Below are 18,394 nucleotides of genomic sequence, written 5' to 3' on the forward strand. Positions count from 1 at the left end.
CGATGGTCGCGCTCGTCCTCGCGGACGCGGTCGCCGAGAAGTTCGGCGGCGACAGCGTGCCCGAGACCCGCCGCAACATCACCTCCTACCTCGACGCGCTGTCCATTCGCTGACCTGTGACCAGGGCATATGCGAGCCGTGCCCCACACCGGCCCGCTCCCCTGGTGCCCGGGGCAACACCACCCCGCACGGGAGGCCGCACCGCTCTGTCCGGCACACGGCGACGACGGCTTCCCGTGCCGGGCCCTGGTGGTGGGCCGAGTGACGGCAGGGACAACCAGGTGCGTGGAGAACCTCGTTCGGGAAGGCGCGGGGCGGACATGGTGTGCGTACGCCAGCAAAGGGTTGCCGACCAAGCCGGGAGCGTCATGAACATGTCTGCTTTCAAGCAACGAGCGATCTTCGACGATGTCGTCGGCGAGCTCAGCGCCGCGCTGTTCTCCGCCTTCCGCCGCAAGGACCAGCGGCACAAGGCGGAGACCTACCTGCATGGCCTCCTCACCACCGTCGGGCGCAAAACCATCCGCAACATCGCCGCCCAGGTGGGCGGTTCCGCCGACACCGAGCAGAGCCTGCATCACTTCATCAGCAGTTCCCCCTGGGACTGGCGGCCCGTACGTGCCGCGCTCACCGGCTATCTGGAGCAGATGAGTTCACCGCAGGCCTGGGTGGTGCGGGCCATGCAGATACCCAAAGCGGGTGAGTACTCGGTGGGCGTCGACCGGACTTTCGCCCCGCATCTGGGCGAGATGTTCCGCGGGCAGCAGGCCTTCGGGGTGTGGCTCGCCTCCGAGGAGCTGAGCGCGCCGGTCAACTGGCGCATGCTGCTGTCGGACCAGTGGGTCAGCGACCCCGAGCGCAGGGGCCGCGCGGGAGTTCCCGACGGGGCCCGCCCGGAGACCCCGGACGAGTGCGCGGTCGCGGCCGTGCTGGACACGGCACAGTACGGAAGCCCTTCGCGCAGACCCGTAGTGATCGACTTCCGGCGGGGCAACCCGCACACGGCGGTGCCCCGCCTCACCGCGTCGGGTGTCCCCGTCCTCGCCCGCATCAGCTCCTCCTGCCGAGTGACCGTGGCCGACCGCGCGTTGCCCGGATTCGGCGCCGGAGCACTTCCGGCCCGACGGATCCTGGAGGCGGTGAAGGGACTTCGCCGCCCGGTGTCCTGGGCGGACCCGGCCGCCCATGGGGCCACGAGGACTTCGCTCGTCGCGGCGATCCCCGTGTCCTTCCCCTCGCCGGAGGGGGCCCGGCCGCGGCCGCTGCTGTTACTGGGCGAATGGCTCGACCCGTCGCGCCCGCCGGTCCAGCTGTGGCTCACCGATCTGACACAGCTGCCGATGGCGGCGCTGCTGCGCCTGACGAAGCTCACGCACCGGGTCGACCGGGACTTCGCGCACGTCGGCACCACGACCGGTCTGCTGGACTACGCCGGCCGCTCCTTCCAGGGCTGGCACCGGCACATCACCCTCGCCTCGGCAGCCCACGCGGCCCATGTGCTGACAGCCGAGAACTATGTGATGGGCCGCGCCGCCTGAGGGCTCGCCTCGGCGTTCTCCTGCCGTTGCAGAAGACCGCGCGTCTGCTGGAGCCGCAGCGCCAACTGCACCTCGAGCATCTTTTCCGGCTGCTGCCACTGGGGCCCCAGGAGTTCGGTGATGCGCTTGAGGCGGCGCCAGACGGTATTGGGGTGCACGTGAAGCGATTCGGCCGCATTGGTCGGGCTGCCTCCGCCGGCGAAGTAGGCCCCCAGGGTGGCGACGAGGTCGGTCTGCCAGTCACGGTCATGGCTCAGCACGGGGCCGAGAGTCGATTCGATGAATCCCTCGGCATCGTGCTGGTCGGCCAACAACAGCCCGAGGAAGCCCAGTTCGCGGGCGGATGCCGTGCTGCCCCGCGCGTTGAGCGCGGTCAGCGCGTCCAGGCAGCGCAGCGCTTCGTGGTAGATGCGGCTGGTGTCGGCCGGTCCCTTGCCCGGGCCGGCGACACCCACCGACACGGAGTGGCCGAGAACGGGGGACAGTTCCTCGGCGACGGCCCGGGCTGCCCCGGACGGGTCCTCGCCGGGCAGCAGCAGCACGATGCGGCCGTCGCGCGCGGTCTTGAGCCCGGACATCCGGTGCGCGTAGGAGGAGGCCCAGACCAGAGCACGGCCCGGTTCGCCGCCTTCGGGCCGGACGACGAGCAGGACGTACGGCGCGTCCAGGTCGAGGCCGAACTGGCCGACGCGCTGGGCGATGTGCTGCAGCTGGTGCGCGGCGCGCGGGTGCGAGGCCAAGAGGTCGTCGAGGAGCTCGTCGCGTACGGGACCTTCGGCCATGGCGGTGGAGCGCTGGAGCAACAGCTGGATCGCGAAGGCCTGGGCGGTGAGGTACAGCAGGCGCTCGTCCTCGCCGACCAGGGCCGTGGCGGGGCGTAACACCAGCTGGCCGAGGTTCTCGGCTCCGGCGATCACGGGCGCCACCCAGGTGTTGCCGACGGCGGCCACGACACCGCGGCGCGCGTGGGCGTCGAGGGCGCCTTCGGCCACGGCGGTCTCGTCCAGGTCGGCGATGTCCCCGCCGGCCAGGATCCGGCCGCTGGGATCCCGCAGTTGCAGGGTCCCGTCCAGGGCGTCACCGGCCGCCTTCGCCACGCTGGTGAGGTCGGCGCCGGCCAGCAGCATGTTCATGGTGCGGCTGTGTGCCTCGCTGAGCTGCTGCATGCGTACGAGGCTGGTGCGGGTGCGAAAGCCGTCCAGTTCGAGCTCGTCGATGTCGCCCCTGGCCTGTTCGAGGCGCTCGGCCCTCTCGATGGCCACGGCCGCCAGTACGGCCAGTGAGCAGACCACGCCGAGTTCGTCGGGGCAGAAGTGCCGTACCGTCCGGCAGGCGCCGTAGAGCACCCCGACGGTACGGTCGCCGTTGACCAGCGGCACGGCCATGAGGGCGTGCAGGCCTTCGGCCTGGATCACTTCGTCGAAGTGATCCCGGCCCTCGATGCCGTCGTCGTCCCGGTAGTCGGCGGTCCACACCGGGGCGCCGGTGGCCAGGGCGCGATGTCCCAGACCCCGGCCCTGGTCGATCTGCAGTCCGTTGACCAGGGCGGTGATCGAGCCTTCTGAGGTGTGTACGTACATCGCGCCCTGCCCGTCGAGGAGGGCAACGCATGTCAGATCGAAGTTGAGGAGCCGCCTCACACGCCTGGTGACCACCCGGAGCAAGGCGTCGAGCCCGTGCGGGAACGTCAGGTCACGAGCCGTGTCGACCAGATCCGCCAGGCTGTCCTCGCGCTGCCGGCTCCGGCCCTGCGACACGTGGATCCTGCCCGCGAGTGAGACGGCCCGTTCCAAGCGGGCGAGGCTCTGCGGGGGTTGGCCGGCCCGGCGTGCCCGCTGCAGCAACTCCTCCAGCCTGCCCTGCGGTGCCTCCTCGGCAAGGAGTTCGAGGATGGTGAGCAGATCGGTCTCCGTGGTGCCCGGTTCATCCGTCATGCGCTGCTCCCCTGGGCACTCCGTTCACAGATGGGCTGAAGGTAATTCTTTGATGATCTTTAAGTCAATCGGTGGTCTTTGGTCATGACCAACCGCTAGGCCGCGACGCCCGCGCGGCCCGCACCTCGCCCGTCACGGCCGATCAGCACGCTTCGCGCGCTGAAGGCTGCCGCGGGCGGCCGCTGCCACCCGGTCCGGGGTGAGGCCGAACCGCTGGTAGAGCGACTGGTAGGGAGCGGAAGCACCGAACTCCTCGATGCCGACGGCCTCTCCGGCATCCCCGGTGAAGGCGTGCCAGCCCAGCGAGGTGCCGGCCTCCACGGAGACCCGGGCCTTCACATGAGGCGGCAGCACGAGGTCGCGGTAGTCCTGGTCCTGTTCGCGGAACCATTCCACGCACGGCATCGACACCACACGGGTGCTGATTCCCTCCTGCTGGAGGAGGCCGCGCGCGGCCAGGGCGATGTGGACTTCGCTTCCGGTGGCGATCAGGACCGCCTCGGGGGCATCGTCACTGGCCTCGGCCAGGATGTATCCCCCGCGGGCGACTCCCTCGGCCGGGGCCAGATCTGAGGAATCGCTCCGGTCGAGCACGGGCAGGTTCTGCCGGCTCAGGCACAGCCCCGCGGGCCGGTCGGTGTGTTCGAGTACGGTCCGCCAGGCGATGACCGTCTCGTTGGCATCCGCGGGGCGGACGATGTCGAGGCCGGGGATGCCGCGCAGCGCCCAGAGGTGCTCGACCGGCTGGTGAGTGGGGCCGTCCTCGCCGAGCCCGATGGAGTCATGGGTCCAGATGTAGGTGACCGGCAGCTTCATCATGGCGGCGAGGCGGACCGCCGGACGCATGTAGTCGGAGAAGACCAGGAAGGTGCCGCCGTAGGGGCGGGTACCGCCGTGCAGGGCGATGCCGTTGAGGATGGCGCCCATGGCGTGTTCGCGGATGCCGAAGTGGACCGTGCGTCCGTAGCGGTGTCCGGCGAAGGCTTCGGTCGCGAACTCCTCGGGGACGAAGGAGGGTTCCCCCTTCATGGTCGTGTTGTTGCTGTCGGCCAGGTCCGCGGATCCGCCCCACAGTTCGGGCAGCACCCCGGCGAGGGCGGAGAGCACTTCGCCGGACGCCTTGCGGGTGGCCATCTCCTGGCCGGGGGCGAAGACCGGCAGGTCCTGCGCCCAGCCCTCGGGGAAGCGGCGGACGGAGATCCGGTCGTAGGCGGCGGCCCGCCGGGGGTGAGCGGTGCGCCAGTCCGCGTGGAGCTTGTCCCACCGCCCGTGCGCCTGAAGCCCGCGGTCCGCGGCCCGGCGGGCGTGGGTGAGGACCTCCGGGGGCACCTCGAAGGAGCGTTCAGGATCCAGACCCATGGCCGACTTCGCGCCCGCTGCCTCCTCACGGCCGAGGGCGGCGCCGTGGATCTTGCCGGAGTTCTGCTTGTTCGGGGCCGGCCAGCCGATGATGGTGCGCAGCGCCACCAGTGAAGGCCGGTCGGTGACTTGGCGCGCCTGCTCCAGTGCGTCGTGCAGGGCGGGGACGTCCTCCCGGTAACCCTCGGGGGTGGTCCAGTCGACTTGCTGCACGTGCCAGCCGTAGGCCCGGTAGCGGGCGGCCACGTCCTCGGACTGGGCGATGCGGGTGTCGTCCTCGATGGAGATGTGGTTGTCGTCGTAGAGGACGACGAGGTTGCCGAGCTTCTGGTGGCCGGCCAGGGAACTGGCCTCGTGGCTGATGCCCTCCTCCAGGTCGCCGTCGGAGGCGAAGACCCACACGGTGTGGTCGAAGGGCGACTGGCCCGGTGCGGCGTCGGGATCGAACAGGCCGCGCTCGCGGCGCGCCGCCATGGCCATGCCCACCGCGTTGGCCAGGCCCTGGCCCAGCGGGCCGGTGGTGGTCTCGACACCGGGCGTATGGCCGTATTCGGGGTGAGCCGGAGTGAGGCTTCCTTCGGTGCGCAGCGCCTTGATGTCGTCGAGCTCAAGGCCGTATCCGGAGAGGTACAGCTGGTTGTAGAGGGTGAGGCTGGAGTGCCCGCAGGACAGTACGAAGCGGTCCCGGCCCGCCCAGTGCGGGTCGGCGGGGTCGTGGCGCAGCAGCCGCTGGAACAGCAGGTAGGCGGCCGGAGCGAGGCTCATGGCAGTGCCGGGGTGGCCGTGGCCCGCGGTCTCCACCGCGTCGACCGCGAGGGCTCGGGCGACATCGACCGCGCGGCGATCGAGCTCGGTCCACTCGAAGGGGGCGGACAGCGGGGCCGGGGGTGTCGTACTCGCCTGGGGGTTCACAGGGTGCTCAGGGCTCCTAGTCGAGGAAGGATCTACGAGGCGGAAGCGGCTTGAGCCGGGCCTGTCCCGGCCGTTCCGGCCGACAGTGCGAGCCGGCTCGGCCGTCCCCAGCGGTCATCCTGAAGGGGGTGGAAGTGGTGGCCAACGGCCCCGGCGACAGCCCGTCAAGTCGGCCGGGAGTTCATCAAGTCGGCCCTGGTCGGGGCGGGCCGCACCGCTCGCGGTTGGCTCAGGCCATGGCGCGGACTCCCGTGGCAGCACGCGGCCCCCCTGCGTACGCCTTTCGCGGCGGGGCGCCGACCGCACTGAAGGGTCCCCGGGAGGCGGATGCCGCGGCCCGGCCGGCCGGGCGGGGAATGGTGCCGCGCAGGGGTGCGTCGGCGGGAGCGGCGGCTTGGCTCCGCCGACGCACCCGCTGGTAGGTCGCGAGAATGCCGCGGGGGTCGCCCGTGTGGCGCAGCTCGTACATCAGCCCCTCGTACAGCGGCTGTTGTGCGCGGAACCGCGAGAGGAACAGCATCAGGTCGTCCAGCAGGGCGCGGCTGCGCCCCAGTTGTGCCTCGGCGGACATCCATTGGTCCAGGGCCCGCTGCCAGGAATGTTCGAGTCGGGATGCGTGGGCGCGCAGGTGGGGGCCGGTCAGCACGCCGGAGTACGGTTCGCCGGACCACAGGGCCAGGGCGCCTCGCAGCCGGTTGGCCGCGGTCTCGAAATCCTCGGTCTCCATCGCGCGGTAGCCGGCGCCCGCTTCCCGCTCGAAGGCCGCGACGTCACTGGTGCCTCCCTCGCTGTGGAGACGGTAGCCGCCCGGCAGCCCTGCCAGCACGGTATGGGCGGTGCGGCGCTCGCCGTGGGTGTCATCGGCACGCTCATGGCCGTGGGCGAGGGCAGCCTGGATGAGGGCTCTCACGTGCCGGACATGCCCCTCCAGCATGTCGGTGGCGCGGTGGGGCGGATCCACGGGCCACAGTTCCTCCACAAGTACCGCCGTGGGCACCATGTGGTCGGCCTGTGTCGCGAGCAGCGCCAGGACCTGCCGCGTCTGCGCTTCGGTGGGTGTGATGGGTGTTCCGCCCTCGTGCACGGACAGTTCTCCCAAAAGCTTCAAGTCCATTCCGCCCCCTCGGTGTCCATCGCCCTTGTCGCCGCGCCTCTCGAGCTCGCGCCGCGGCATGGTGCGCTCCCCCCGCACCCAGGTACACTAAATAATAGTAGTTGTTTTCTTTTTTTGAAAGCCCGTGACACCGGAGGACAGGGCCCGCACACACAGTCGGCCCGCCGTACAAAAACCCTCAACGAACTTCGCGCGCCCACCACTTGAAGAAGGGACGATGCTTTCGGCTCACGGGGGCGGGCTCCGCCACCGCGCCAACGCCTCGTTCGCCGCTGCGGCTCCCGGGCAACTGCGCCCAGGGATCCGGTACATGCGGAACTGACAAAATCAACGCAGACCGTCGACTGCGAAAGGGCAGGGACCAGCACACCGATGACCCGCGAACTCCTTCACCCCACCCTTGACGAAATCCGCCTGGAGAACGTCATGAAGGCCCTCTCAGACCCGGTGCGGATGCACATAGTCCGCGAACTCTCGTGCACGACAGTTGAGTTGTCCGGTGCGTCCATCGATGTGCCGGTCGGCAAGGCCACAGCCACGCACCACTACCGGGTTCTGCGCGAAAGCGGAGTGATCCAGCAGAACTACCGGGGCACCGCCAAGATGAGCACGTTGCGGCGAAGCGACCTCGACGCTCTTTTCCCTGGCTTCCTCGACGCCGCGCTCACCGCGGCCGTGCACGAGATGGCCCGGCGCAGGGGGTGTTCGAGTCAAGGGTGAGCGTCTGGACCGACGGTCCGGCGGGGGTGCGCGGAGCCGGGTGACGAGACGAGTGCATGGCGCGTATCGCCATGCACTCGTGCCCCGGGGCGGCCCGCCAGACCTTCGGCCACACGCCGTGACGTGGCCGGCTGCGCGACGCCCGTCGTCAGCAGCCCCCGTTCACCGCGCACGCCCCGCCGAACTCCGCGTCCTGCTGGGCCTGGGCGTCGAGGATCGCCTTGCGCAGCTGGGCGGAGCTCGGCACACCCTCGATACGGATGTCACCGACCAGGAGGGTCGGCACGGACTGCACTCGGTGCGCCTGCGCCTCGCGGAGCGCGTCCTGGTGCCTGTCGCTGTACGTGCCCTGCTCAAGGGCCTCGCGGAACGCGGCGCCGTCCAGTCCGATCTCCTCGGCCAGCGGCTGCAGGACATCGAGATGACCGAGGTCCCGGTCCTCCTGGAAGAAGGCGCGGAACATACGACGCGTGTACTCGGTGCCCTTGCCGTGCTCGGCCGCGAATTGGTAGCCCTCGAAGGCGAGGCGGGTGTAGGGCTGCGGAGAGACGCTGGGCAGGGTGATGTCGACATCCAGGCGCCGGGCCATCGGGTATACGGCGCGCCGCCAGATGTCGGGCAGGTAGGCGTCCTCGGGCCGCAGGGTGGGCTGCGGATGGGGACGCAGCTCGAAGGGCTTCCACTCGATCTCGACGTCGAGGTCGTCCGTCGCCTCCTCCAGCGGCCCCTCGGCCAGCATGCAGAAGGGGCAGACGTAGTCGGACCAGACCTGGATCTTGACGGGGGTGCTCATCGCAGTCGCCCTTTCCGGCCGGTCAAGAACTCCTGGAACGGCACTTCGTGCCCCTCGATCGGGGCGTGCGTCACCTTGATCGGCCAAGTGGTGGGGTCGGTGGAGAAGATGGAGTACGAGTCGGCGTAGGCGAAGCCGTACGCGTCGGCGGTCCTGCGGTCGGCCGCGTACACGATGTGCTCGATGTTGAAGTAGAGGGCGGCCATGTAGCACAGCGCGCAGGGCTCGCCCGAGGCGATCAGGGTGGATCCCGCGACGCCGTACCTGCCGGCCTTCTTCGCCGCGGCGCGCAGCGCGACGACTTCGGCGTGTGCCGTGGGGTCGTTGTCCTCGTGGACCCGGTTGAAGCCGGTGCCCAGGACGAGGCCGTCCCGTACGACGATCCCCGAGAAGGGGATGCCGCCTTCGGCGACGTGACTACGACTGATCTTGACGGCTTCCTCCACGTAGGGAGTCAGGTGATCGAGGGTGTCGCTATGCATTGCGGAGTCGGTCCTTGAGAGGGAGCGGGGGCGTTGGTCGAGCTCGGGGCGGCGTCGTGGCCGAGAGCTGCCCCGGTGCGGTGGAGGTGTCCTCAGACGCCGGCGCCCTGGGCCTCCTGCGGCCGCTCGACGGGCTGTTCGGTGCTGCTCGGCTTGTCGGCGAGCTTGAGCCAGACGACGCCGAGGATGATGACGCCGAGCCACAGGGACTGGACGAGGGTGAGGGTCTCGTCGAAGAAGACGGGGCCGAGGGCCGCCGCTCCGGCCGCCCCGATGCCCGCCCAGACGGCGTAGCCGGTGCCGACGTCGATGGTGCGCAGCGCGGCACTCAGCGCCCACAGCGTCAGAAGGAAGAACACGACGGCAACCAGCGACCAGGTCAGGCGGGTGAAGCCGTGGCTTCCGCCCACCGAGAGGGCGTAGCCGATTTCGAAGACGCCGGCGAGGAGGAGCATGAGCCAGGAGTTGGCGGCGGAGGGGCTGGTCGAGGACATGAGGAAGGTGCCTTTCGTGAGTTCGGATGGTGGGCGGGCGACTGTCAGGCGCCGCCGCTGAGCTGGAGTCCGACGACCCCGGCGATGATGGCCACGATGCCCAGCGCCTTGCGCCAGCTGAGGCGCTGGCCGAACAGCAGGGCGCCCAGGAGGCTGATGCCGATGCCGGAGACCGAGGTCCACAGGGCGTATCCGACGCCGACGTTGAAGGTCAGCAGGGCCTGGCTGAGGAAGTAGGTGCCGAGGGCGCCGCTGACGAGGGTCACGGTCGTCCACTTGCGGTTGCGGAAGCCTTCGGCCTTGCCGGCCGCGATCGCGACGCCGATCTCGAAGACGACGGCGATGGCGAGGTAGAGCCACTGCATGAGAGGGGGTCCCTTCGGTTTGACGGCCGCGTTTTCCGGGCCGGCCACGCTGGGGGGCGGGGGTGAGGTGCCGCCGGTGCGACACCTTCGTGGATGTTGCTTGTACATGCAAAGATAAGTTGCCCGAGCGCACCCGAGGGCTCGACCGGGGGAACGTCAGGAGCTTGCATGAGCATGTACTCTGATGTCAAACATCAACCCCGGGGAGGCCGCGACTATGGCAACTTCACACCCCGTGCCCCCGCGCACGTCCGACCACACCGCATGGAATCGCGTCCTCGCACTGCACGCACACGTGGAACGCGAACTGACCCAGGCGCTGCAGAGCCGGCACGCGATCGGCCTGTCGGAGTACCGCTCCCTGGAACACCTCGACCACGCCGACGACAGCGAGCTGCGCATGCAGGACCTCGCCGAGCGGGTGGGGCTGGGGCAGTCATCGGTAACTCGCCTGGTGGGGCGGCTGGAGACGGCCGGGTTCGCCTACAAGGACCTGTGCCCGTCGGACAAGCGCGGCGTCTACGCGGTCATCACCGACGAGGGGCGGCAGCGCTACCAGGCCGCGCGCGCCACCTATACCGAGGTCCTCTCCTCCGCACTGAACGCCTTCACCGCCGACCCGGAACTGGGACCCACGGTCCAGGCCCTGCGCGCCCCCCGGAGCTGACCCCCCGACCTCCCCCGAACCACATCGGGCACATCGCCCCCGACACCCCCGGACGCCTCAGGCGTCCGGGGGTTTTTAGTTGCACGGACAATTACCTGCGATCTGCGTCACACCCACTTCGCCAAGTGCATGCTTGACCAAGCATGCACTTGGCCGGATACCTTCGCCCTCGACACCGCACGATTCAACGAACAGTCGAGCGACACCTCTGAGCGCCGACTGCGCCGACCGCAAGGAATCCCGCCGTGCCATCGCCCCGTCTGGCCGAGACCATCGCCGTCCACGGCCACCACCGGCTCCACGACACAGCGCTCCACTTCAACGACCAGGCCGTCACCTACGGCGAGTTGAGCGAGCTGACCCAGAACCTGCGCAGCCACTTGCTGCGGCTGAATCTCCCGGCAGGCAGCACCGTGTGTGTGCCGGCGCACAAGACGCCGGGGACCATTGCCCTGCTGCTGGCCGTCTTCCACGAGGGCCACATCGCCCTCGTACCCTCCCCCGACCTGGGCAGCGCCGCGCTCGAGCGGCTGGCGCAACAGGCCCGGGTCTCCCACCTGCTCACCGCGGCCGCCGACGGCGAGCTCACCGCGACGCCGGTGCGGGCGGACGAGGAGCAGGCCCAGCACTTCGCCACACCGGATCCGGCACGCACCCGGCTGCTCCTGACCACATCCGGCTCGACCGGAACTCCGAAGATCGTTCCGATCGAGTCCGCCGGGTTCGACGCGTTCACCGACTGGGCCGTCGACGAGTTCGGCCTCTCCCCCAAGGACACCGCGCTGTCCTACGCCCCGCTCAACTTCGACCTCGCTCTCCTCGATGTCTGGACCTTCCTGCAACTGGGCGCGGAAGTCGTCCTGGTGGACCAGGGCAGGGCGACGGACGGCCCGCACCTCCGGACGCTGGTCGCCGAACACGAAGTCACCTTCGTCCAGGGCGTGCCCATGGTCCACCGCCTGCTGGTCGAGGCCGACGAGGTCTACCGGACCGTACGCCGCATGGTCTTCACCGGGGACAGCATGCCGGCACCGTTGCTGGCGCAGGTGGCATCGGCCTTCCCCGGAGCCCGCTTCCACAACGTGTTCGGCTGCACGGAGACCAACGACTCGTTCATCCACGAGTACGACCCTGCCGCGCCGGCCGGCACGCTGCCGATCGGCCGGCCCATCGCCGGCACCCGAGCGCTCATCCATGCCCCGGACGGAACGGTCGTGGAGTCCGCCGGGACCGGTGAACTGCTGGTGGCCACGCCCTTCCAGACCCACGGCTACCTCAACACCGCACTGAACCCGGCGGCGTTCAGCGTCATCGACTCAGTCACCTACTACCGCACCGGCGATCTCGTCTCCCGCGACGAGCACGGCACGTACAGCCTCCAGGGCCGCGCGGACTGGCAGGTCAAGGTCCGGGGAGTGCGCACCAACCTCCAAGAGGTGGAACGCGTGATCGCCACGCACCCGGACGTGGCCGAGGCCGTCGTGGTCCCGCTGCCCGACGAACAGGCCGGGGTCCGGCTGCACGCACACGTCAGCAGGCGCGCCAGCAGCACGCTGACCAGTCTGCAACTGCGTACGCACACGGGAAGGCACCTGCCGCGGCACGCGATTCCCACCTCCGTGCACATCACGGACGCTCCCCTCCCCCGCACCTCCACGGGCAAGCCCGACCGGAACCAGATCAAGAGCAACCGAATGAAGGAGATCCAGGCATGAGCAGCCAAGACACCGCAGCCGAGATCCGCGACTTCGTCGTGACCCAGTACCTGTCCGGCGAGGACGCGTCCGATCTCACCTACGACTACGACCTCATCGAGTCCGGAGTCATCGACAGCCTCGGTCTCGTGCGGCTCATCTCGCACATCAGCCAGGCCTACGACGTCCCCCTGGACGACATCGAGTTCGGCCCGGTCAACTTCCGCAGCATCAACGCGATCACCGACCTGATCGCCTCCCACACCGAGGCCCTCGCGGCCTGAAGTACCCCTTCGACACCTTCAGGGCCTTCGGCACCTTCACGTCACAAGGAGAAACAGCACATGATCGTCCGCAGCATTGACAACCTCGCCCCGGTCGAGTGGGGCAACGGCCTCAGCTACCGCGTCCTGACCGAGTCCGACGGCATGGGTTTCGCCGTCTGCGACACCCTGGTCCGCCGCGGTACCACCAGCGCCCTGCAGTACCGCAACCACCTCGAGGCCTGCTACTGCGTAGGGGGGTCGGGTGAGGTCGTCGAGAAGGACGGCACCCGCCACAAGATCGTGCAGGGCACGATCTACGCCCTCGACCAGCACGACCCCCACTACCTCGTCGCCTCGGACGACGAGGACCTGCATCTCGTCTCCATATTCAACCCGCCCATCAACGGCGACGAGAAGCACAGCCTGTCCGAGGACGGGTTCTCCCACTACTGACCCGGCGGGGCGACGGCCCCCGCCCCTCCCGCCGACGGCGCCCGCCCCCACCGGGTGCCGTCGGCGGGCACGCCACCCACCTCACCCGCAGCGGACCTAGGACAATCCTTGAGCGACGACCTCTTCCACCTCGCCACCCCGTGGGCCGACGAACTCAACGCCAACCTCGAGGAGTTGGACGCCTCCGCCGCCTTCCCGCAGGACAAGTGGAAGGCCGTCCGGAGCTCGGGAATCCTGCGCACCCCCTTCCACCCCGACTTCGGCGGGAGCGGCCGCAGCCTCACCGAGACGATGCGCGCCCTGGAGGGACTGGGGTACACCTCACGCGACGCGGGCCTGTCCTTCTCCACCTCCACCCAGATCGTGTCCGTCGGCGTCCCCGTGCAGCGGTTCGCGACGCGGGAGCTCAAAGAGCGCTACCTGCCCAGGATCATGGACGGTGAGCTGATCACCGCGCACGCGATCACCGAGGAGTCCGGCGGCTCGGACGCGATGAACCTGTCCTCGGTCGCGCACCGCGACGGCGACCACTACGTGGTCAACGGCGGCAAGATGTTCATCACCAACGCCCCGATCGCCGACCTGTTCCTGCTGTACGTACGCACCGGCAAGCCCGGCCCGTTCGGTCTGACCACGCTGCTGGTCGAGGCCGGCACTCCCGGCCTGTCCGTCGGGCCCACGATGGACAAGCTCGGACTGCGCACCAGCCCGATCGGCACCCTCTCCTTCGACGAGCTGCGCATCCCCGTCGCCCAGCGCGTCGGCCAGGAGGGGGCAGGCTTCCTCGTCCTGGACCACGTGATGAAGCGCGAGGTCCTCTTCGGCTTCTCGCTCACGCTCGGCGAGATGACCCGCCGGCTGGAGGAGACCATCGACTTCGCCAAGGCCCGCACCCAGTTCGGGCAGCCGATCGGCAAGTACCAGGCCGTCTCGCACAAGATCGCCGACATGAAAATGCGGGTGGAGACCGCCCGCAAGTGGCTCACCGACACCGGGGCGAAGGTCGAGGCGGGGCAGGACGCCTCCCTCGACCTCGCGGCCACCAAGACGATCGTGTCCGAAGCCAACGTGCAGACCGCTCTGGACGCGGTCCAGATCCACGGCGGGCGCGGGGTGCTCACCGAGTACGGCATGGAACGCGAACTGCGCAATTCGATCGCCGGGACCATCTACTCCGGCAGCTCGGAGATCCAGCGCAACCGCATCGCCGCCCTCATCGGCCTCTAACCACCACAGGACACGCCATGACTGCTGACCTTCTCCAGCTGACCCGCCCCACCGAGTTCCTCGACTACGAGACGGACGAGGTCCAGGACTTCATCGACCACGCCGTCAAGGACCGCTCGGCCGACAAGAAGACGAACGCGATCGAGCTCTACTACGCCGTGCGCGACGGCGTCTTCTACGAGGTCTACGGCGCCGACCTCTCCCCCGGGGGACTGAAGGCCTCGCACACCGCCAAGGCCAAGTCCGGGTTCTGCCTCCACAAGGCCGCCCTGTACGCCGCGGCGGTACGCGCCCTCGGCATCCCCTCCCGCGTCGTGTACGGCGACGTGCGCAACCACCTTGCCTCGCCCCGGCTCATCGAGCACATCGGCGGCGACGTCTTCTTCCACGGCCTGACCCAGGTTCACCTGGACGGCAAGTGGGTCAAGGCCACACCGGTGTTCAACAAGATGCTCTGCAAGCTCTACGGCATGGAGGCCCTGGAGTTCGACGGCACCCACGACAGCCTTTACCACCCGTACGCCGAGGGCGGGGGCTCCATGGAGTTCCTCGTCGACCACGGCGCCTTCGACGACGTTCCCTACGACTTCATCATCGCGACCATGCGGTCCAAGCACCCCAAGTTCCTCGACAACACGGGAACGGGCACCGTCAGCGGCGGACGGCTCGCCGACGAGTCCACCCTCACCCCGGCCAAGTAGGAGATCTCCCTCATGTCCAGCCCCAGCAGCACGCCCACCGACGGTTGGGATGCCAGCACCCGCATCGGAGTCGTCGTCCCGCACGCCGACGTCGGCCCGGAGGCCGAACTCCAGGCCATGGCCCCTGCCTCGGTATCCATCCACGGCTCCCGCATCCACTTCGCCGCGATGCGCGCGGGCGGCGAGATGGACGAGAAGATCCCGCACGACCCGGTCAGGGCATTCGTCGAACCGCCCTTCCTGGACCAGGCCGTGGAACTCGTGGCCGCCTCCCCGCTGCACGCGCTCACTCTCGGCTTCACCTCCTCCAGTTACGTGCTGAAGGCCAAGGGAGAAGAGGAGCTGTACGAGCGGCTGACGCCGGTCACCCGCGGCCTGCCGATCACCGGCACGACCAAGGCCGCCCGCGCCGCGTTCCACGCACTGGGCGCCCGACGGATCGCCATCGTGAACCCGCCGTGGTTCGACGACACGCTCTCGGGCCAGGGCGCGGACTACTTCCGCGAGTTCGGCTTCGACGTCGTCCACCACGGGCCGTGCGGCCTGCCGTCCAACCAGAAGGCGATCACCCCCGGCAACCTGTCCGCCTGGATCCGCACCACGGTCGCCGACCACCGCCCCGACGCCGTTCTCGTGGCGGGCAACGGCATCCGGGCCGTCGGCACCATCAAGCCCCTTGAGGAAGAGCTCGGATTCCACGTGCTCACCGCGAACCAGGTGATCCTCTGGCACGCGCTCCACCTCGCGGACGCCGCCCACCTCGCCGCGGACATCACCGAATACGGGCACCTGTTCACCACCACCCCGAAGGACGAACCCGCGTGAGCCTCCTGGACGCCGACGGGTACGAGGCCGTGTTCGGCACCCCTGAGGGAGACATCTACCGCTTCCCCCTCGTGTGCTGGCACGACGACGGCACCCATGTCTCCGGAATGGTTCTGCACAAAGGTCAGCTCAGACGTGCCGAGCTGGTCAGCGGCTTCCTGCGCTACGACACCCGCCCCGCTCCCCTGCGGGTGGACGCCTACTCGTCCCCGCTCGCCGACGCACCGCCACGGACCGACCTGCCCGCAGCCGTGCGGTGACACCCCCGCCGTCGGGTGAAACACCAGCGGGGGCGCGCTCTTCGTACGCCGAAGAGCGCGCCCCCGCTGTTCCGTGACCCGGCGATCGCCTGGTGCGCGTGGTCAGGCGGTTCGTCGCTCCTGCGCCCGCTGCCCGCCAGACGACCGCCACGGCTCCGCGTAAGGATCGGGCGCTGCCGGGCTGTTCGAGCCGAAACCGCTGATGGTCCGCATGTCCTGCTGCGCTGTCAGCCGAGCGTAAGTGAAGGCCGCGGAGACCAACGTCATGTGGTGGTGCCAGCCGGGGAACGAACGGCCCTCGAAGTCCCGCAGGCCGAAGTGCCGTTCGAGGCGGCCCACGGTTCCGGCCGCCTCCGCACGCCGGCCGGCCAGTCCGACGAGGTCTCCGAGCGGCTGGTTCACCATATTGGTGATCCACAAGCCACCGTGGCGGCCCCTGCCCTCGGGTTGGGTGAACAGCCGATAGGTGCGCTGGGGCCCGGGCAGCGCACGGGGTCGAGGCAAGTGAACGAGCCCCATCGAGTACGGCCGTCCATCGGCCGGAGCGGACACGCGCTGGGGAATGAGACCGGTGCGTTCATGTTCACTGATGAGCCGGACGGCGGCCACGGGGCCGGCCTCGGGGCACTGCCGGGCTGCCAGGTGACTGCCGGGCAGGACCAGCAGGTTGTCCGGTACGGCGACGACGAGGTCGTGGCCCCGGGCGCTGAGTCCGTTGATCAGTGCGGCGGCGTCCAGGTACCCGGTCGCGTCGGCCACCACCGGCATCGGGCCGTGGGCCGCGTGCACGGCGAGCTCGTCGGTCAGATTCAGGAGCCACTCCTCCGTCGAGGCCGTGACGTCGCTCGGAATGCGGGCCCGTAGCCGTCGTGTCTCGTCGGACCACTCGTCAGGAAGCAGCATGCTCCAGGCGACCGGAAGGTCTTCGGTGTCCGACGACAGGAAGACCCCGAATCCGATCTGGCAGTTGACGGTGCGGCCGGCGTGCGGAATGAAGCGGCGGTGCACCCCGCAGGACTGCGCACCCCGCTTGGGCAGTACGGCGGGGGCGATGGTCCAGCACCGGGGCCGGGTGCGCCGCGCGGCCCACCGCATGAGCTCGGCGCGGATGGGTCCCCACTCCCACGGGCTGGAATTGATGAACTGGTGCAGGGCTTGTGCCGCCGTCGACGAGTCGGTCACCTCGGCGGCCATGCGCCGGACCGTCTTCTTGCCCGGCGTGCTGAGCAGGCCCTGCACATAGGCAGCCGCCCATCTTCGTTGATCGATCCGGGGCAAATGTCTGAAGAGCTCCTCAGCAAACCCGCTGAAGGACTCCGGTCCGCCCACCCCATGCTGCGCAGTCATTTCTGGGTTCCCCCCCCTGTCTCCGCCTACGCTCGTGGATCACGCCAGAGAGTTCCGGCTGCCGGTGCACGCGCAGCGCTTGCCTCTCCGTGCACAGATAAAAATAGTTGATTTTTTCTTTTTTTGTAAAGAGTCACCCATGAACGAGCACGGCCCCGGAGCACGGACACGCCCCGCTCCACCCCAGAGGGGGACGCCCGTCAGCCGCGTTCCGGTCCGGACGCCGGGGTGATCACGCGTCACCGCAAGCCACTTGACGGGATCCACCCGCGAACGCGATCTCGAGCACCCCGGCCCGCCGGCCGCGCGACAGCCCCGGAAGCGGCCGACGGGCGGGCATGTCGACACCCCCGGGCGATGCTGCGATTATTTCAAGACACATAGAATAGTGATTGCTATCTTTTTTTTGGAGCCCAGGAAGCCTAGGCATACCCTGGGCCGCGCGCCTGCCCAGCCGGGACGGCTCTCAGGGCGCCGGGGCGGGCCGCCGACCTCCTCGGGGCTCTGCCGGGCCTGGGGCGCACCTTCGCCTCGGCATGGCAAGAAGGTGTGCCGTTGTCCCCGTGGGCTGGCGAGATGAGCCCCATAGAACGCGACGCACACTGGTGTGCCTGCCCGACGGAAGGTCAACGGGATGCAGGAACGAGCTGCACGCACACGGCAGGCCTTGGTCCATGCCGCGGCCCGGGAGTTCGACGACAACGGGTACGCCGCCGCGTCCCTGACCGGCATCGGCAAGGCCGCGGGCACGTCAACGGGCGCGGTGACCTTCCACTTCACGTCGAAGGCGGCGCTGGCCGACGAGGTGCACGCACAGGGCGTGGCAGTGACACGGCACGCCCTGCAGCAGGTGGATCACCAAGGCGGCCCGCTGCGGTCGGCGATCGCCATGGCGGGCGCGGTGGTGCGATGTCTGGAGAACGACGTCGCGGTCCGCGCGGCAGCACGTCTGGACCGGGATCGCGAGGACTGTCCACCCAACTGGCGCGCCGTGTGGTCAACGGCCGTTGAGGAGGAGCTGGCCAAGGCGGCGAGCACACCGGCGTACGCGTCGGTCAACCCCTCCCTCGTCCTGCCGCTCGTCCTCTACCTCGTCCACGGGGCCGAGGTGGAGGTGCGGGCACAACGGCGCAGTGGGGCGTCCGAGACCCGGGGCGACCGTGCGTCAGACCTGTTCACCCGGATGTGGGACATGCTCCTCCCTGCGGTGGAGGACCCCCCGCCGTCGACGTGAACTCCCCTG

Annotated in this window: 19 protein-coding genes; 11 read left to right on the forward strand and 8 right to left on the reverse strand. The window is 69.4% G+C overall.

The window, feature by feature from the left end; translation table 11 throughout:
• Positions 1-374: 374 nt before the first annotated feature.
• Entirely contained in the window at positions 375-1,538 is a 1,164-nt protein-coding gene (locus ACFYZA_RS32785; protein WP_388494317.1) for an IS701 family transposase, read from the forward strand.
• On the opposite strand, the gene ACFYZA_RS32790 is transcribed toward ACFYZA_RS32785, so the two are convergent.
• From ACFYZA_RS32790 to ACFYZA_RS32800, 3 genes are all read right to left on the reverse strand, one after another.
• Positions 1,514-3,472, reverse strand: coding sequence for a helix-turn-helix domain-containing protein (locus ACFYZA_RS32790; RefSeq protein WP_388494318.1), 1,959 nt, complete (start codon positions 3,470-3,472; stop codon positions 1,514-1,516). The two genes, ACFYZA_RS32785 and ACFYZA_RS32790, sit on opposite strands and share 25 nt — an antisense overlap.
• A 132-nt stretch (positions 3,473-3,604) precedes the next feature.
• Positions 3,605-5,743: a transketolase gene (gene tkt, locus ACFYZA_RS32795; RefSeq protein WP_388494319.1), complete on the reverse strand. Its 2,139-nt coding sequence runs from the start codon at positions 5,741-5,743 to the stop codon at positions 3,605-3,607.
• A gap of 229 nt (positions 5,744-5,972) precedes the next feature.
• Positions 5,973-6,857, reverse strand: coding sequence for a BTAD domain-containing putative transcriptional regulator (locus tag ACFYZA_RS32800; protein ID WP_388494320.1), 885 nt, complete (start codon positions 6,855-6,857; stop codon positions 5,973-5,975).
• A 372-nt stretch (positions 6,858-7,229) separates the two neighbouring features.
• Between ACFYZA_RS32800 and ACFYZA_RS32805 the strand changes: the two genes are divergently transcribed.
• Positions 7,230-7,577: a transcriptional regulator gene (locus ACFYZA_RS32805; protein ID WP_388494321.1), complete on the forward strand. Its 348-nt coding sequence runs from the start codon at positions 7,230-7,232 to the stop codon at positions 7,575-7,577.
• 148 nt (positions 7,578-7,725) lie between these two features.
• Here ACFYZA_RS32805 and ACFYZA_RS32810 read toward each other — a convergent pair whose 3' ends face one another.
• The 4 genes from ACFYZA_RS32810 to ACFYZA_RS32825 all read right to left on the reverse strand — a co-directional run bounded on the left by ACFYZA_RS32810 (position 7,726) and on the right by ACFYZA_RS32825 (position 9,711).
• Positions 7,726-8,370, reverse strand: coding sequence for a DsbA family protein (locus tag ACFYZA_RS32810; protein WP_388494322.1), 645 nt, complete (start codon positions 8,368-8,370; stop codon positions 7,726-7,728).
• The gene (locus ACFYZA_RS32815) at positions 8,367-8,852 is read right to left on the reverse strand and encodes a nucleoside deaminase (protein WP_382594665.1); all 486 of its coding nucleotides are present in this window, start codon (positions 8,850-8,852) and stop codon (positions 8,367-8,369) included. The genes ACFYZA_RS32810 and ACFYZA_RS32815 overlap by 4 nt, the downstream gene beginning before the upstream one ends.
• A gap of 92 nt (positions 8,853-8,944) precedes the next feature.
• Positions 8,945-9,346, reverse strand: a complete 402-nt coding sequence (locus ACFYZA_RS32820) for a DMT family transporter (RefSeq protein WP_382594668.1) — start codon at positions 9,344-9,346, stop codon at positions 8,945-8,947.
• Between the two features lie 44 nt (positions 9,347-9,390).
• Positions 9,391-9,711 (reverse strand): DMT family transporter, encoded by a 321-nt coding sequence (locus ACFYZA_RS32825; protein ID WP_382594671.1) that lies wholly within the window; start codon positions 9,709-9,711, stop codon positions 9,391-9,393.
• A gap of 217 nt (positions 9,712-9,928) precedes the next feature.
• Here ACFYZA_RS32825 and ACFYZA_RS32830 point away from each other — a divergent pair, with 217 nt between their 5' ends.
• The 8 genes from ACFYZA_RS32830 (at position 9,929) to ACFYZA_RS32865 (ending at position 15,804) form a co-directional block, all read left to right on the forward strand.
• Positions 9,929-10,378, forward strand: a complete 450-nt coding sequence (locus ACFYZA_RS32830; protein WP_382594674.1) for a MarR family winged helix-turn-helix transcriptional regulator — start codon at positions 9,929-9,931, stop codon at positions 10,376-10,378.
• A 245-nt stretch (positions 10,379-10,623) separates the two neighbouring features.
• On the forward strand, positions 10,624-12,093 hold the full coding sequence (locus ACFYZA_RS32835) for an AMP-binding protein (RefSeq protein WP_388494323.1): 1,470 nt from the start codon (positions 10,624-10,626) through the stop codon (positions 12,091-12,093).
• Positions 12,090-12,356, forward strand: coding sequence for an acyl carrier protein (locus ACFYZA_RS32840; protein ID WP_382594681.1), 267 nt, complete (start codon positions 12,090-12,092; stop codon positions 12,354-12,356). The genes ACFYZA_RS32835 and ACFYZA_RS32840 overlap by 4 nt, the downstream gene beginning before the upstream one ends.
• Before the next feature lie 60 nt (positions 12,357-12,416).
• Positions 12,417-12,791, forward strand: a complete 375-nt coding sequence (locus ACFYZA_RS32845; protein WP_382594684.1) for an ectoine synthase — start codon at positions 12,417-12,419, stop codon at positions 12,789-12,791.
• A 108-nt stretch (positions 12,792-12,899) separates the two neighbouring features.
• Complete coding sequence (locus tag ACFYZA_RS32850) at positions 12,900-14,018, forward strand: acyl-CoA dehydrogenase family protein (RefSeq protein WP_382594687.1); 1,119 nt, start codon at positions 12,900-12,902, stop codon at positions 14,016-14,018.
• Positions 14,019-14,035: 17 nt separating this feature from the next.
• Positions 14,036-14,719 (forward strand): transglutaminase domain-containing protein, encoded by a 684-nt coding sequence (locus ACFYZA_RS32855; RefSeq protein WP_382594690.1) that lies wholly within the window; start codon positions 14,036-14,038, stop codon positions 14,717-14,719.
• A gap of 12 nt (positions 14,720-14,731) precedes the next feature.
• Entirely contained in the window at positions 14,732-15,544 is an 813-nt protein-coding gene (locus ACFYZA_RS32860) for a maleate cis-trans isomerase (protein WP_382594693.1), read from the forward strand.
• Positions 15,541-15,804 (forward strand): DUF6253 family protein, encoded by a 264-nt coding sequence (locus ACFYZA_RS32865; RefSeq protein ID WP_382594696.1) that lies wholly within the window; start codon positions 15,541-15,543, stop codon positions 15,802-15,804. The genes ACFYZA_RS32860 and ACFYZA_RS32865 overlap by 4 nt, the downstream gene beginning before the upstream one ends.
• Positions 15,805-15,906: 102 nt before the next feature.
• Here ACFYZA_RS32865 and ACFYZA_RS32870 read toward each other — a convergent pair whose 3' ends face one another.
• A complete protein-coding gene (locus ACFYZA_RS32870) occupies positions 15,907-17,151 on the reverse strand; it encodes an IS701 family transposase (RefSeq protein ID WP_388494324.1) in 1,245 nt (414 codons plus the stop codon).
• 667 nt (positions 17,152-17,818) lie between these two features.
• Between ACFYZA_RS32870 and ACFYZA_RS32875 the strand changes: the two genes are divergently transcribed.
• On the forward strand, positions 17,819-18,385 hold the full coding sequence (locus ACFYZA_RS32875; protein WP_382594702.1) for a TetR family transcriptional regulator: 567 nt from the start codon (positions 17,819-17,821) through the stop codon (positions 18,383-18,385).
• Positions 18,386-18,394: the final 9 nt, after the last annotated feature.

The organism is Streptomyces sp. NPDC001828 (genome assembly GCF_042892175.1).
GTDB lineage: Bacteria > Actinomycetota > Actinomycetes > Streptomycetales > Streptomycetaceae > Streptomyces.